Raw genomic sequence first — 12,669 nt, forward strand, 5'->3', positions numbered from 1 at the left:
GAAGCATTTACGGCTCATGCACGAAACCCGGTAGACGTCTTGTGGCGTCTACCGGGGGCCGGCTCAGAGCAGGTCGATCGGATAGTTGACCAGGATGCGGTGCTCGTCCGCATCGCGCTGATTGCCCACGGTCGAGCGCAATTGCGCATGGCGAAGCTGGATGTTCAGGTTCTTCGCCGGGCCCGATTGCACGGTGTAGGCGAGGGTGACGTTGCGCTCCCACTCCTTCTTGTCGCCATCGGCGGCCTTGATGTGCGAACCGCTTTCGTACATGCCGACGAAGGTCAGGCCGGGTATGCCGATAGTGCCGAAGTCGTAGCCATAGCGTACCTGCCAGGTGCGCTCACCGGCGCGCTGGAACTTGCCGATCATCGACTCCGTCATGAAGTAGGCCGAAGAACCGTCACCCTGGTTCAGCCACACGGCATCGCTATCGCCGCTGACCACCTGGTAACCGGCGGCGAAGGTGTGGCCATCGATCAGGTAGGAGAACAGCGCGCTGGACAGGCGGCTGTCGACCTTGCCTCTGGTGACGCCGTTGCCGTAGTAGCCCAGGGTGTAATAGTCGGGATCCTTGCCGTTGGCGCCATCGGAGCGGTTGTCGAAGTGGCGCAGGTCGGTACGCAGGGTGCCGGCACCCAGCTTCATGTCGTGGAGCAGGCCGAGGAAGTGCTGCTTGTAGAAGTCCTCGAGGTTGCCGTAGTAGTACTGCAGGGTGAGGTCGTCGCTCGGTTTGTAGTCAACGCCGGCATAGTAGAAGGTGTTGACGAACTTGCCGGTCAGCGGGTTGTTCGCGCCGGGGATCGACATGCCCATCTGGTTGCTCGAGCCACGGCCCATGACGTGCTCGAGTTGGCCGGCGGTGAAGGTGAAACCGTCCAGATCCCGGGATTGAACCTGGCCGCCGCGGAAGGTCTGCTGCAGCATGCGGTCGGTGGAGATCAGCACCGGCAGTTTCGGGATCAGGGTGCCGTAGCGCAGCTCGGTTTCGGCGAAGCGTGCCTTGAGCGTGCCGCCCAGACTGGAGAACTCGTCGACCGCACGGCCGTCGCTATCGGTGGGGAAGACGTTGCCGTTGAAACTGACGCTCTGCGGGTTGTAGTGGCGGCCCTTGCCCGAGTCCAGACGGATGCCCCACTGGCCGAAGAGATCCACGCCGAAGCCGAGCGTGCCTTCGGTGAACCCCGAGCGCACATCGAGCATGAAACCCTGGCCCCATTCTTGGGTGTAGCTGGGGTCGGCGCTGCCACTGCGGTTGTCCGCATTACTGAAGAAGTTGCGGGCCAGTACGCTGGCCTTGGTGTCTTCCACGAATCCCGCAGCATGGCCCTGTTGCGCGATCATCAGGCCGCAAAGGCCCGTTGCTAGCATGGGGGCGCGATTGAAACGCTCCATCGTGTTCATCCTCTGGCTGTAGTTGAGTGTTGTGAGAGGCAGTGCAAGGGCGGCAGTCAAGGTTGTTGTTTTTCAGGAGCAACGGCAGGCCGAACGCGCGGCAGAACAACCGGCGGCAAGCGGTACAGGACGAACAGCGCCAGCACGCCGAGGCCGGCGCAGATCAGCAGGCCGACGCCGATCGACTGCGCCAGCGCGGCGCGGGCCAGCAGAAACAGCGGGCTCTGCGCATCGCCAGGGGTGTGTTGCAACAACACCTGGGGATCGGCAAAGCGCGCCAGCGCGTCGCCTTCGCCCGCGGCGATCAGGCTGCGCTGCAGGGTGCTGGCATAGAGCAGCTTGACCAGGACCGCCATCATGGCGGTGCCCAGCAGGCCGCCGACCAGGCGCAGGGACTGGGTGAGGGCGGTGGCGATGCCGAGGAAACGGTGCTCTGCCAGGGTCTGGGTGAACACCGTGAGGTTGAGCAGGATGAAACCCAGCCCCAGCCCGGCCAGCAGGATCAACCCGAGCAGCGCATTGAAGCTGGCCGACAGGCCGACCCAGGCCAGGCCCAGGCAAGCCACCAGCAATGCGCAGAAACCGGCCACCGGCAACAGGTTGGGATTGGCCAGGCGGGTGACGATGCGACCGTTGATGATCGCCCCCAGGGTGATGCTCAACGCCAGCGGCGTGATCAGCAGGCCGGCGTCCTGCGGCGAGTAGCCATAGCTGCCCTGCAGCAGCAGCGGCAGGTAGTACAGCAGGGTGAACAGGATCGCGCCGGCCAGCAGCGACAGGACGAACAGCAACCTGATGCTCCGCTCGGCGAACAACGGCAGGGGCAGCAGGGCGAAGCGACAGCGCCGTTCCCAGCGCCACAGGGCGAACGCGGCGCTGCAGAACAGCGCGCCGAGCAGCGAGCACAGCAGCAGGTCGGCCTGTTCCAGACGCTCGACGAACAGCTGCAGGCTGCCCAGCACCAGCACGATCAGCAGCGCACCGACCCAGTCGAGGTTCATCGCCCCGGCAGACTGCGGGCGATACCAGGGCAGGAAGCGCCAGGCGAAGAACAGCGCCAGTGCGCCCAGGGGAATGTTCAGCCAGAACACCGAGCGCCAGCCGAACTCGCCGGTAAGGTAGCCGCCCAGACCCGGCCCGATGGCGTTGACCACACTGAACATGGCGCTGAGCAGGATCTGCCAGCGCAGGCGCTGGCGGGTGTCGGGGAACAGTTCGGGCACGCAGGCGAAGGCCGTGCCGATCAGCATGCCGCCGCCGATGCCCTGCAGGATGCGACCGATGACCAGTACCCGCATGCTGTCGGTCAGGGCGCAGAGCAGCGAGGCCAGGGTGAAGATCAGGGTGGCGGCGAGGATGAAGGGCTTGCGCCCGTAGTAATCGCCCAGGCGGCCGAAGATCGGGATGGTGACGATGGAGGCGAGCAGGTAGCCGGTGGCGACCCAGGCATAGAGGTCGAAGCCCTGCAGCTCGTTGACGATGCTTGGCAGCGCGTTACCGATCACGGTCTGATCGAGCGCCGACAGCATCAGCACCAGCGAGACACCGAGCATCGCCAGCAGCGCCTGCTTGAAGGTCATCGAAGGCTGGCTCGACATCGTCATGGCGCTGCGCTCAGCGCAACTCGGCCACGGCCGCCGCGATCCGCGCGCAGCCGGTTTCCAGGGTTTCGATGGCGGTGGCGGTGGACATGCGGAAGAACGGCGCCAGGCCGTAGGCGGTACCGGCGACCACGGCGACGCCCTGGCTTTCCAGCAGGTACAGCACCACGTCGGTGTCGGCCTCCAGCACCTTGCCATCGGGCGTGCGCTTGCCGAGCAGGGCGCCGCAGTTGACGTAGAGGTAGAAGGCGCCCTCCGGCTCGATGCAGCTCAGGCCGTCGATGGCGTTGATCAATTCCAGGCAGCGATCGCGGCGTTGCCGGTAGACCTTCACGCTTTCAGCGACGAAGCCCTGGTCGCCTTGCAGCGCGGCCACGGCGGCGGCCTGGCTGACCGAACAGGCATTGCTGGTGGACTGCGACTGCAGGGTCGCCATGGCACTGATGATGTCGGCCGGGCCGGCGGCGTAGCCGATGCGCCAGCCGGTCATGGCGTAGGTCTTGGAGACGCCGTTGATGATCAGCACGCGCTCGCGCAAGGCCGGTTCGACCGTCAGCAGATGGCTGATGGGGCGCTCGTCGTAGCGGATGTGCTCGTAGATGTCGTCGGTCATCACCAGCACGTCGGGGTAGTCCAGCAGTACGTCGGCCAGCGCACGGTATTGCTCGGCACTGTAGGTGGCGCCGGTCGGGTTGCTCGGCGAGTTGAGCAGCAACCAGCGGGTGCGTGGGGTGATCGCGCCGCGCAATTGCGCGGCGCTGAGCTTGAACTGGTTTTCTTCCGGGCAGGGCAGGGTCACCGGACGGCCGTCGCAGGCCAGCACCATGTCGGGATAGGAGACCCAGTACGGTGCCGGGATCAGCACCTCGTCATCGACGCCCAGGGTCGCGGCCAGGGCGTTGAAGATCGCCGCCTTGGCGCCGCTGGTCACCAGCACCTGGCTGGCCGGGTAGCTCAGGCCGTTCTCGCGCTGCAGCTTGGCGACGATGGCCTCGCGCAGGGCCGTGGTGCCGGCATTGAGGGTGTAGCGCGTCTCGCCGTTGTCGATGGCCTGGCAGGCGGCCTGGCGAATGTGTGCCGGTGTGTCGAAATCCGGCTCGCCGACCACCAGGTTGATGATGGATTTGCCCGCACGGCGCAGCTCGTTGGCGCGGTCGGCGGCAGCGCTGCTGGGGGACGGTTTGATACGGAGCACGCGGGCAGCGATGCGGGATGCGGTCACGGGAAGAAGTCCTCGGGTATGCCTTGACGAGGGCTACGTTACGGCGCGACCGCAGGGGCGCCATAAGATGAGTTCGTTCTGGTTTGATAGGAAGTGCTTATGGCTGAGCTGGGTCGTGTTTCGCACTATATCGGTGCGCCATTGCCAGCCTGGGCTTCAGGTGGGGGGCAGGTATGGAACTGGCAATGGCCATACGTGTTGCTTATGGATGGCGCCGGACGGGCTCTGCTGTCTTGGCCCGCGTATTGCTGAGCAGGGGGCGGACCCATCTGCACAGAGCGCCACGCCGTGAACCTTCGCCGCCTCAAATATTTCGTCAAGATCGTCGATATCGGCAGCCTGACCCAAGCCGCCGATGTATTGCATATCGCCCAGCCTGCGTTGAGCCAGCAACTCAGCACTTTGGAGTCCGAACTGCAGCAGCAACTGCTGATTCGCACCAAGCGCGGGGTGACGCCGACCGAGGCCGGCAAGGTGCTGTATGGCCACGCTCAGGTGATCCTGCGCCAGTGCGAGCAGGCGCAGAGCGACGTCAACGCCAGTGGCCTCGCGCTGTCCGGGCCGGTGTCGGTGGGGCTGGCGCCGGGCACCGCGGCGTCGACCCTGTCGTTGCCGTTGCTCAAGCGGGTGCGCGAGAAGCATCCGGGCATCCTGCTGTACCTCAACGAGAATTTCGGCACCACCCTCAGCGAGTTGATCATGAACGGCCGCATGGACATGGCGGTGCTCTACGGTGGGCGCGAAGTGCATGGCCTGAGCTTTATCCAACTGATGCGCGAGCCGCTCTACCTGGTCAGCGCCGAACCGGCATTGCAGGGGCGCGAACGGATTGCCCTGAGCGAAGTGGCGGCGTACGGGCTGTTGTTGCCGCGCACCTACAACGTCATGCGTCGCCTGGTCGACGAGGCCTTTCTGCGTATCGAGATGAGCGCTCAGGTGGTCGCAGAAATCGAGTCGTCCACGACCCTGGCCGCCGCCGTTGTCGATCACTTCGGCTCGACGATTCTCCCGGAGTCGGCTGCCCGGGTGTTGGCGGATGCCCATGGCCTGCACCTGAGTCGCATCGTCGAGCCGGATATCGAAGCGCCGCTGGCGCTGTGCCTGTCCGGCCACCTGCCGCTGTCGGTGCCAGCGCAAGCGGTCAAGGCGATTCTGCTGGAGCTGGTCGCCGAGATGCGCGCGGGCCGTTCCGCGCCACAGGGGCAGGGGTCATAAGGACGCCTTATTACCCCACAGCCAAACCGTCTTGGCCGCTCCAGGATGGCCTCGATACATTGCCCTCAGCCAATTTTTCATCGGCAGGGGCCGTAGATGAAACCCGAACGCATAAAAGCATTGATCGAGCTGATGGTCGACTCCGACCTGAGCGAGCTGAGCCTGAGCGAGGAGGGCACGCAGTTGCGTCTGCTGCGCGAGCATGGATCGGTGGCCGGCTCGCCGGTTACCGCATCCGCAGCGGCCGCGCCAGCGATTCCCTGCAATCCACCTGAAACGGCGGGCGGTTACCAGGCCAAGGCCCCGCTGCACGGCATCGTGCACTTCACCCCGGCGCCGGATCAGCCGCCGTTCATCGAAGTCGGCTCTCAGGTTAGCGTCGGGCAGACCCTGGCGGTGCTCGAGGCGATGAAGATGTTCCACCCGCTCAAGGCCCAGGCCGATGGTGTGGTCGAGGCGATTCTGGTGGCGGGCGGTAGCGAAGTCGAAGCGGGCCAGGTGCTGGTGCGCATCGCGTAAGCAAGGGCGGAAAATTCTGATGTTCGACAAAGTTCTGATCGTCAACCGTGGTGACCAGCCGCAACGCGGCGCAGCGGCGCAGCCAAAGTGCCCGGCGGGCGTAGCCCGTGTGGGCGATCTCGCCACGGAGAAGCACGATGTTTGACAAGGTATTGATCGCCAACCGTGGTGAGATCGCCCTGCGTATCCAGCGCGCCTGCAAGGGCCTGGGGCTGAAGACCGTCGCGGTCTATTCCGAGGCCGATCGCGATACCCGTTATGTGCAGCTGGCCGATGACGCGCTGTGCATCGGCCCGGCGGCGCCCGGGCAGAGCTACCTGAATCAGCTGGCCCTGCTGGATGCCGCGCGGGTGAGCGGAGCCCAGGCCATTCATCCCGGCTATGGCTTTCTCTCCGAGAACGCGACCTTCGCCGAGCGTATCGAGAATGCCGGGATGACCTTTATCGGCCCCAGCGCCGAATGCATTCGCAGCATGGGCGACAAGGTCGCGGCCAAGCGCGCCATGCGCCTGGCCGGGGTGCCCTGTGTGCCGGGGCCGGACTCCAGCCTGCCGGCCGAGCCATCGGCGATTCTGGCGATTGCCGAGGAAATCGGCTACCCGGTGATCGTCAAGGCCGCCGGCGGCGGTGGCGGTCGCGGCATGCGTGTGGTGCAGGAGGCCTCGCAGTTGCTCGATGCCGTCGCGGTAACGGGCGAGGAAGCACGGCGGGCGTTCGGCAACCCCGAGCTGTACATCGAGAAGTTCCTCGGCAAGCCGCGCCATGTGGAAATCCAGGTGCTCTGCGATGCCTACGGCAACGCCCTGTGGCTGGGTTCGCGGGACTGCTCGATGCAGCGCCGCCACCAGAAGGTACTCGAGGAGGCGCCAGCCCCCGGCATCGACCCGGCGTTGATCGCCCAGGTCGGCGAACGCTGCGCCGAGGCCTGCCGGCAGATCGGCTATCGTGGGGTCGGCACCTTCGAGTTTCTGTTCGAGAACGACGCCTTCTACTTCATCGAGATGAACACGCGGCTGCAGGTCGAGCACCCGGTGACGGAAGTGACCACCGGTATCGACATCGTCCAGCAACAGATTCGCATGGCCCTGGGCGAGCGCCTGAGTCTGACCCAGGCGGACATTCGCACGCTCGGCCATTCGCTGGAATGCCGCATCAACGCGGAAGATCCGCAGACCTTCATGCCCACGCCGGGCCTGGTCAGCGAGTGGCTATTGCCCGGTGGCATTGGCGTGCGCGTCGACTCCCACGTCAGCCAGGGCTATCGGGTGCCGCCGTACTACGACTCGATGATCGCCAAGGTCATCACCCAGGGCGCGACCCGCGACGAAGCGCTGGCGCGCATGCGCCTGGCCCTCAGCGAGATGGCCATCGGCGGCATCTCCAGCAACCTCGCGCTGCACCGCGAGATTCTCCAGGATCCGGCGTTCTGCGCCGGCGCGGTGGACATTCACCATCTCGAACGCTGGTTGCAGCAGAGGGCTTCGTCATGACCGCGCATATCAGTCTGCTGGGCACCACGGCCCTGCTGTTCGAAGCGCCCGGCGATCTGCAACTGGTCACCCAGCAGCGCATCTGGGCCCTGGCCCGGCTGGCGCAGCAGTGGCCGGCGGTAGACGAAGCGGTACCGGGCATGAATAACCTGATGCTGACCTTCAAAACGCCGCCGCGCGATATCGCCGGGTTGCGCAGGCAATTGCTCGAAGGCTGGGAGCAGTGCCAGCCGTTGCCGATCGAGGGGCGCATCGTCGAGCTGCCGGTGGTCTACGGCGGCGAAGACGGCCCGCACATGGCCGATGTCATCGCCCATACCGGCCTGGATATCGAGACCATCGCCAACCTGCATTGCGAACCGCTGTACCCGGTCTACGCCCTGGGCAGCCATCCGGGCTACTGCTACCTCGGCGGCATGGATCCGCGCCTGGCCACGCCACGGCGCCAGGTGCCGGTGCTCAGCATCGGCGCCGGCGCGGTGTCCATCGGTGGCGTGCAGACCGGCATTTCCGCATCGGCCGGCCCCAGTGGCTGGAACACCATCGGCCGTACCTCGATGGTGTTCTTCGATGCCCAACGAAACCCGCCGGCGATCCTGCAGCCGGGCGATCGACTGCGTCTGCGTATCGAGAGGATCATCCGATGATCGAGATCATCAGCGCCACGGCGCTGGCCACCGTGCAGGATCTCGGCCGCCATGGCAGCCTGGGTTACGGCGTCGGCACCGCCGGGGCGATGGACGCGCTGTCCCTGCAGCTCGGTAACCTGCTGCTGGGCAACGACCTCGATGCGGCGGCCATCGAGATCCCGTTGTTCCCCTTAGAGGCGCGCTTCGTCGAGGACTGCACCTTCGCCATCGCCGGCGCCGCCTGCGCCGCGCGCCTCGATGGCCAGCGCCTGCCGCCCAACTGGGTGGCCCACGGGCGCAAGGGCCAGGTGCTGACGCTGACGTATCCGAGCTCGGGCAGCCGTGCCTACCTGTGCCTGGCCGGCGGCGTCGACGTACCCGAGGTGCTGGGCTCGCGCAGCACCCAGTTGCGCGGCGAGTTCGGCGGCTGGCAGGGCCGCGCCCTGCAACGCGGCGACCGCATTCCCGCAGCGCGTCCCGGTCTCGGCCAGCCCGCCGACTTCGGCGTCGAGTCGCCCCTGGCCGCCCTGCCGCTGACGCTGGAGGGCCGCCCGGCGATACGGGTGCTGCCGGCGGCGGAGTTCGAGTGTTTCAGCGCCGAGGCGCGGGACGCGTTCTTCGCCGGCGAGTGGAAGATCACCCCGCAGAGCAACCGCTACGGTTATCGCCTGGAGGGTACGCCGCTGTTGCCGGAACGGCCACTGGAAGTCCGCTCCCACGGCATCGTGCCGGGCGTGATCCAGGTGCCCCACGGCGGCCAGCCGATCGTGCAGATGCGCGATGCGCAACCCAGTGGCGGCTATCCGAAGTTCGCCACGGTGATCGAGGCGGATATCTGGCGGCTGGGCCAGGCTGCCATCGGCAGCAAGGTGCGCTTCGTCGCCTGCAGCTATGACCAGGCCCTGGATGCGCTCGAGGCCAACCAGGCATTTATCGAACGCACCCGCCAGCAACTGGCGCTGCGCAGTTGAGGAACCCCCTGATGAAGATTGACGAGATTCGCCAGTTGGCGGTCTGGCTTGGCGAGGCCGGGTTGACCGCCATCGAGTTGAAACGGGGCGACGAGAGCGTACTGCTGCGGCGTACGGCGCGAATCAGTCCGAGCGCTTCGCTATCGGCCAGCGTAACGCCTGCGCGCGGCAGAGAACGTCTCGCATGTGCGGTGAAGGCCAGCGGCCCTGGTGTGTTCTTCGCCACCCACCCGGACGAAACGGCGGCCTACGTGCAAGGCGGTGACGTGATCAGCCTGGGTCAACTGGTTGGCGTACTGCGGGTCGGCGCACTGTTTCTGCCGGTGCGCGCCGCGGTGGCAGGGCGCGTGCGCCAGGTTTCGGTGGCAGATGGACAAATCGTCGGCTATGGCCAGACATTGATCGAACTCGAGGAGCTGGCATCGTGAAGATCGACCTGAACGCCGACCTGGGAGAGGGCTTCGGCCCCTGGAAAATGGGCGAGGACGAAGCGCTGATGGCGCTGATTTCCTCGGCCAACGTGGCCTGTGGTTTCCATGCCGGCGACCCGCTGATCATGGATGCCACGGTGCGCCGGGCCAAGGCCCTGGGCATCGACCTCGGCGCCCATGTCGGCTTCCCCGACCTGCAGGGCTTCGGCCGGCGGCGGATGAATATCGAGATCAAGGAGCTGTGCTGCATGGTGATCTACCAGCTTGGCGCCCTCAGTGGCATCGCCAGGGCAGCCGGTCACCGGGTCAGCCATATGAGCTTCCATGGCGCCCTGGGCAATATGGCCGCGGCCGATGCCGAACTGGCCGGGCCGCTGGTGCGGGCGGTGGCCAGCTTCGACCCGGGCATCATCATCAGCTCGTCGACTAGCCAGGCCATCGAACGTGCGGCGGACAAATGCGGCCTGCGCGTGGCCACCACCTTCCTCGCCGACCGTGCCTACGACGACGATTGCCTGCTGGTGCCGCGCGGCACGCCCGGCGCGGTAGTCAGCGATCACCGGCAGGTGATGGCGCGCATCGGCCAACTGCTCGAGGACGGCACGCTGACCACCATCAGCGGCAAGCGGGTGGCGGTGAAAGCGCACTCGATCCTGCTGCACGGCGACACGCCGGGCGCCGTCGATTTCGCCCGCGGCATCCGCGACAGCATCGAGCGGCAGGGTGGGGCGATCACCCCGATATCCCAGCTGCTGGCGTCATAAGCGAAGCTTATTGCCACACAACCATTGCGTCTTGGTCGCCCCGAACGGCACTGGTTACAGTCCAGTGACAGGCAATCTTCGCCGGCTGCGGCGGGCGAGTGAAGTTGAATCAGAGGAATACGTCATGCCCTTTTCCGATTACCAAACCGCGCTAGTCACCGGCGCCTCGTCCGGGATCGGCGCCGCCGTCGTCGAGCGCCTCTGCGCCGAAGGCCTGCAGGTTCACGCCCTGGCCCGCAGCGCCGACAAACTGGCCGAACTGGCCGAGCGCACCGGTTGCATCGCCCATGCCATCGACGTGACCGACCTGGCGGGGCTGAGCGAACTGTTCCGCTCGCAAACGTTCGATGTGGTGATCAACAACGCCGGGGTCGACCGTCCCGGCTCGCTGCTCAAGGCCGACGCCGAAGGCATCGACCTGCTGGTCGACGTCAACCTGCGCGCGGTGTTGCACATCGCCCGCCTGGCCTTGCCGGGCATGGTCGAGCGCGACCGTGGGCACATCGTCAATATCAGCTCCATTGCCGCCGCCTACAACTTCGGCGGCAACGCGACCTACCACGCCACCAAGGCCGCGGTGAGCATGCTGTCCAAGCAACTGCGCGTGGATGCCTTCGGCAAGCGCGTACGGGTCACCGAAATCTGCCCGGGGCGTGTCGCCACCGACATCTTCGCCCACGTGCACGGCGACTCCGAAGAAGTGCGCAAGCGCTTCCTGGAAGGCTTCGAATTGCCTGAGGCGAAGGACATCGCCGCTGCCATCGCCTTCGCCATCGCCGCCCCCGTCGCGGTGAACATCGGCCATATGGAAATCACCCCGACCCTGCAAGTACCCGGCGGACTTTCCACCGCGCGCCCCGGCGAAATTTGAGGCTGAAACACCGTCAGGCTCCCCAATAGAACGGCTCAAGCCGTCGTGCATCACCTGCGCCAGCCCACCTGGCGCCTTGCTCCTGCCCCAAGCTGAAGTCACTGGAACCTGACCATGACGACTGATTTCGATCTTTCCGCGATCCTGCAGGGCGAGTACGCCGAGCTGATCCTGAAGGGCATCGGCATGACACTGCAGCTGGCCTTCTTCGCCTGGTGTCTGGCCATGGCGCTGGCCCTGGTGCTGGTGTCGATCCGCCTGACCGGCAACCGCTATGCCGAAGGCGCGGTCGCCGCCTACGTGTCTTATCACCGTAACGTACCGACCCTGGTGCAGTTGATGCTCTGGTACTTCGGCATCCCGACCCTGCTGTCGGAATCCACGCAGATCTGGCTGGCTAATTACAGTACCGAATTCATCTTCTCACTGATCGCCCTGGGCCTGTGCCAGGCCGCCTATTTCAGCGAAGACATCCGTGGCGGCCTGCGCGCCATTCCCATGGGGCAGACCGAGGCCGCGCGGGCCATGGGCCTGGGCTATATCCGCTCGATGCGCTATGTGATCCTGCCGCAAGGCATCCGTAACAGCCTGCCATCGCTGATCAACCACACGGTGCTGTTGTTCAAGAACACCAGCCTGGTCATGGCCATTGGCGTAGTGGAGCTGACCTACGTCACGCGGGAAGTGGAGAACTACACCTTCCGTACTTTCGAGGCCTACCTGGTCGCGACCCTGGTGTACCTGGGCTTCTCCCTGGGGCTCATGGGCCTCGGCGCGCTGCTGGCTCGTCATTTCAACAAAGCCATGGCGAGGTAGGCGGCGATGTTCGATATCTTCACGATCCTGCGTGACAACTGGACGCTGTTCCTGGTCGGGCAGTATCCCCATGGCGCCCTGGGCGGCCTCGCCACCACGCTGATTCTCGCCAGCCTGGCACTGCTCCTGGCATTCCCCCTGGGGCTGCTGATGTCGCTGGCACGGGTCTCCCCATGGCGCTGGCTGCGCTATCCGGCCACCGTCTGGGTCTATGTGATGCGCGGTATCCCACTGCTGATGGTGATCTTCTGGACCTACTTCCTGGTGCCGCTGATCATCGGTCACAACATCACCGGCTTCACCACCATGCTCTGCACCCTGGTGCTGTACCAGAGTGCCTACCTGTGCGAAATCATCCGTGGCGGCATTCAGGCGCTGCCGCCGGGGCAGTACGAAGCGTCGCGGGCGCTGGGCATGGGGTATCTGCGTACCACCCTCTGGGTGATCCTGCCGCAGGCGCTGTACAACTCGCTGCCGAGCCTGATCAGCCAGTTCATCTCGATCATCAAGGAAACTTCCCTGGGCTACGTGATCAACGTCCAGGAAATCACCTTCGCCGCCAACCAGGTCAATAACCAGCTGCTGACCAAACCCTTCCAGGTGTTCTTCATCCTGGCGATCACCTACTACGTGCTGTGCTACGGCCTGACGCAACTGGCCAACGCGCTCGAGCGCCGTATCGCCCGCAAGCGTCTGGGCAGCGCGGAGCCCATGCCCGTACCGACTACCGACAATTGAGGGCGCG

The 12,669-nt window shown here is 65.6% G+C and carries 14 protein-coding genes; 11 read left to right on the top strand and 3 right to left on the bottom strand.

Annotated elements, in window-relative coordinates; all coding sequences use genetic code 11:
• Positions 1-63: 63 nt before the first annotated feature.
• From DNK34_RS00505 to DNK34_RS00515, 3 genes are read right to left on the bottom strand one after another with little or no spacing between them, the layout of a single operon-like run.
• The gene (locus DNK34_RS00505; RefSeq protein WP_131176522.1) at positions 64-1,395 is read right to left on the bottom strand and encodes an OprD family porin; all 1,332 of its coding nucleotides are present in this window, start codon (positions 1,393-1,395) and stop codon (positions 64-66) included.
• Between the two features lie 56 nt (positions 1,396-1,451).
• On the bottom strand, positions 1,452-2,999 hold the full coding sequence (locus DNK34_RS00510) for an MFS transporter (RefSeq protein WP_131176523.1): 1,548 nt from the start codon (positions 2,997-2,999) through the stop codon (positions 1,452-1,454).
• A 10-nt stretch (positions 3,000-3,009) separates the two neighbouring features.
• Positions 3,010-4,218 carry an aspartate transaminase gene (locus DNK34_RS00515; RefSeq protein WP_131176524.1) on the bottom strand — a complete coding sequence of 403 codons (1,209 nt, stop codon included), beginning with the start codon at positions 4,216-4,218 and terminating at the stop codon, positions 3,010-3,012.
• Positions 4,219-4,506: 288 nt separating this feature from the next.
• Between DNK34_RS00515 and nac the strand changes: the two genes are divergently transcribed.
• From nac to DNK34_RS00565, 11 genes are all read left to right on the top strand, one after another.
• Positions 4,507-5,433, top strand: coding sequence for a nitrogen assimilation transcriptional regulator NAC (nac, locus tag DNK34_RS00520; RefSeq protein WP_131176525.1), 927 nt, complete (start codon positions 4,507-4,509; stop codon positions 5,431-5,433).
• A gap of 96 nt (positions 5,434-5,529) precedes the next feature.
• Positions 5,530-5,952, top strand: coding sequence for an acetyl-CoA carboxylase biotin carboxyl carrier protein (locus DNK34_RS00525; RefSeq protein WP_131176526.1), 423 nt, complete (start codon positions 5,530-5,532; stop codon positions 5,950-5,952).
• A 19-nt stretch (positions 5,953-5,971) separates the two neighbouring features.
• Entirely contained in the window at positions 5,972-6,097 is a 126-nt protein-coding gene (locus DNK34_RS25830; protein WP_278248884.1) for a hypothetical protein, read from the top strand.
• Positions 6,090-7,442, top strand: coding sequence for an acetyl-CoA carboxylase biotin carboxylase subunit (accC, locus tag DNK34_RS00530; protein WP_131176527.1), 1,353 nt, complete (start codon positions 6,090-6,092; stop codon positions 7,440-7,442). Before DNK34_RS25830 ends, accC begins: the two co-directional genes overlap by 8 nt.
• Complete coding sequence (pxpB, locus tag DNK34_RS00535; RefSeq protein WP_131176528.1) at positions 7,439-8,089, top strand: 5-oxoprolinase subunit PxpB; 651 nt, start codon at positions 7,439-7,441, stop codon at positions 8,087-8,089. The genes accC and pxpB overlap by 4 nt, the downstream gene beginning before the upstream one ends.
• Positions 8,086-9,042: a 5-oxoprolinase subunit C family protein gene (locus tag DNK34_RS00540; protein ID WP_131176529.1), complete on the top strand. Its 957-nt coding sequence runs from the start codon at positions 8,086-8,088 to the stop codon at positions 9,040-9,042. Before pxpB ends, DNK34_RS00540 begins: the two co-directional genes overlap by 4 nt.
• An 11-nt stretch (positions 9,043-9,053) precedes the next feature.
• On the top strand, positions 9,054-9,470 hold the full coding sequence (locus DNK34_RS00545) for an acetyl-CoA carboxylase biotin carboxyl carrier protein (RefSeq protein WP_131176530.1): 417 nt from the start codon (positions 9,054-9,056) through the stop codon (positions 9,468-9,470).
• Positions 9,467-10,237, top strand: coding sequence for a LamB/YcsF family protein (locus DNK34_RS00550; protein WP_131176531.1), 771 nt, complete (start codon positions 9,467-9,469; stop codon positions 10,235-10,237). Before DNK34_RS00545 ends, DNK34_RS00550 begins: the two co-directional genes overlap by 4 nt.
• A 124-nt stretch (positions 10,238-10,361) precedes the next feature.
• The gene (locus tag DNK34_RS00555; RefSeq protein WP_131176532.1) at positions 10,362-11,108 is read left to right on the top strand and encodes an SDR family oxidoreductase; all 747 of its coding nucleotides are present in this window, start codon (positions 10,362-10,364) and stop codon (positions 11,106-11,108) included.
• A 114-nt stretch (positions 11,109-11,222) separates the two neighbouring features.
• Positions 11,223-11,924: an amino acid ABC transporter permease gene (locus DNK34_RS00560; RefSeq protein ID WP_131176533.1), complete on the top strand. Its 702-nt coding sequence runs from the start codon at positions 11,223-11,225 to the stop codon at positions 11,922-11,924.
• Between the two features lie 6 nt (positions 11,925-11,930).
• Complete coding sequence (locus DNK34_RS00565; RefSeq protein WP_131176534.1) at positions 11,931-12,662, top strand: amino acid ABC transporter permease; 732 nt, start codon at positions 11,931-11,933, stop codon at positions 12,660-12,662.
• The last annotated feature ends 7 nt before the right edge of the window (positions 12,663-12,669 follow it).

The organism is Phytopseudomonas dryadis, assembly GCF_004327355.1.
Classification (GTDB): Bacteria; Pseudomonadota; Gammaproteobacteria; order Pseudomonadales; family Pseudomonadaceae; genus Aquipseudomonas; species Aquipseudomonas dryadis.

Excerpts from the sequence above, each read along its gene's own strand:
- DNK34_RS00505 (WP_131176522.1), bottom strand. The coding sequence starts at position 1,395 with ATGGAGCGTTTCAATCGCGCCCCCATGCTAGCAACGGGCCTTTGCGGC.
- DNK34_RS00510 (WP_131176523.1), bottom strand. The coding sequence starts at position 2,999 with ATGACGATGTCGAGCCAGCCTTCGATGACCTTCAAGCAGGCGCTGCTG.
- DNK34_RS00525 (WP_131176526.1), top strand. The coding sequence starts at position 5,530 with ATGAAACCCGAACGCATAAAAGCATTGATCGAGCTGATGGTCGACTCC.
- DNK34_RS25830 (WP_278248884.1), top strand. The coding sequence starts at position 5,972 with ATGTTCGACAAAGTTCTGATCGTCAACCGTGGTGACCAGCCGCAACGC.
- accC (WP_131176527.1), top strand. The coding sequence starts at position 6,090 with ATGTTTGACAAGGTATTGATCGCCAACCGTGGTGAGATCGCCCTGCGT.
- pxpB (WP_131176528.1), top strand. The coding sequence starts at position 7,439 with ATGACCGCGCATATCAGTCTGCTGGGCACCACGGCCCTGCTGTTCGAA.
- DNK34_RS00540 (WP_131176529.1), top strand. The coding sequence starts at position 8,086 with ATGATCGAGATCATCAGCGCCACGGCGCTGGCCACCGTGCAGGATCTC.
- DNK34_RS00545 (WP_131176530.1), top strand. The coding sequence starts at position 9,054 with ATGAAGATTGACGAGATTCGCCAGTTGGCGGTCTGGCTTGGCGAGGCC.
- DNK34_RS00555 (WP_131176532.1), top strand. The coding sequence starts at position 10,362 with ATGCCCTTTTCCGATTACCAAACCGCGCTAGTCACCGGCGCCTCGTCC.
- DNK34_RS00560 (WP_131176533.1), top strand. The coding sequence starts at position 11,223 with ATGACGACTGATTTCGATCTTTCCGCGATCCTGCAGGGCGAGTACGCC.
- DNK34_RS00565 (WP_131176534.1), top strand. The coding sequence starts at position 11,931 with ATGTTCGATATCTTCACGATCCTGCGTGACAACTGGACGCTGTTCCTG.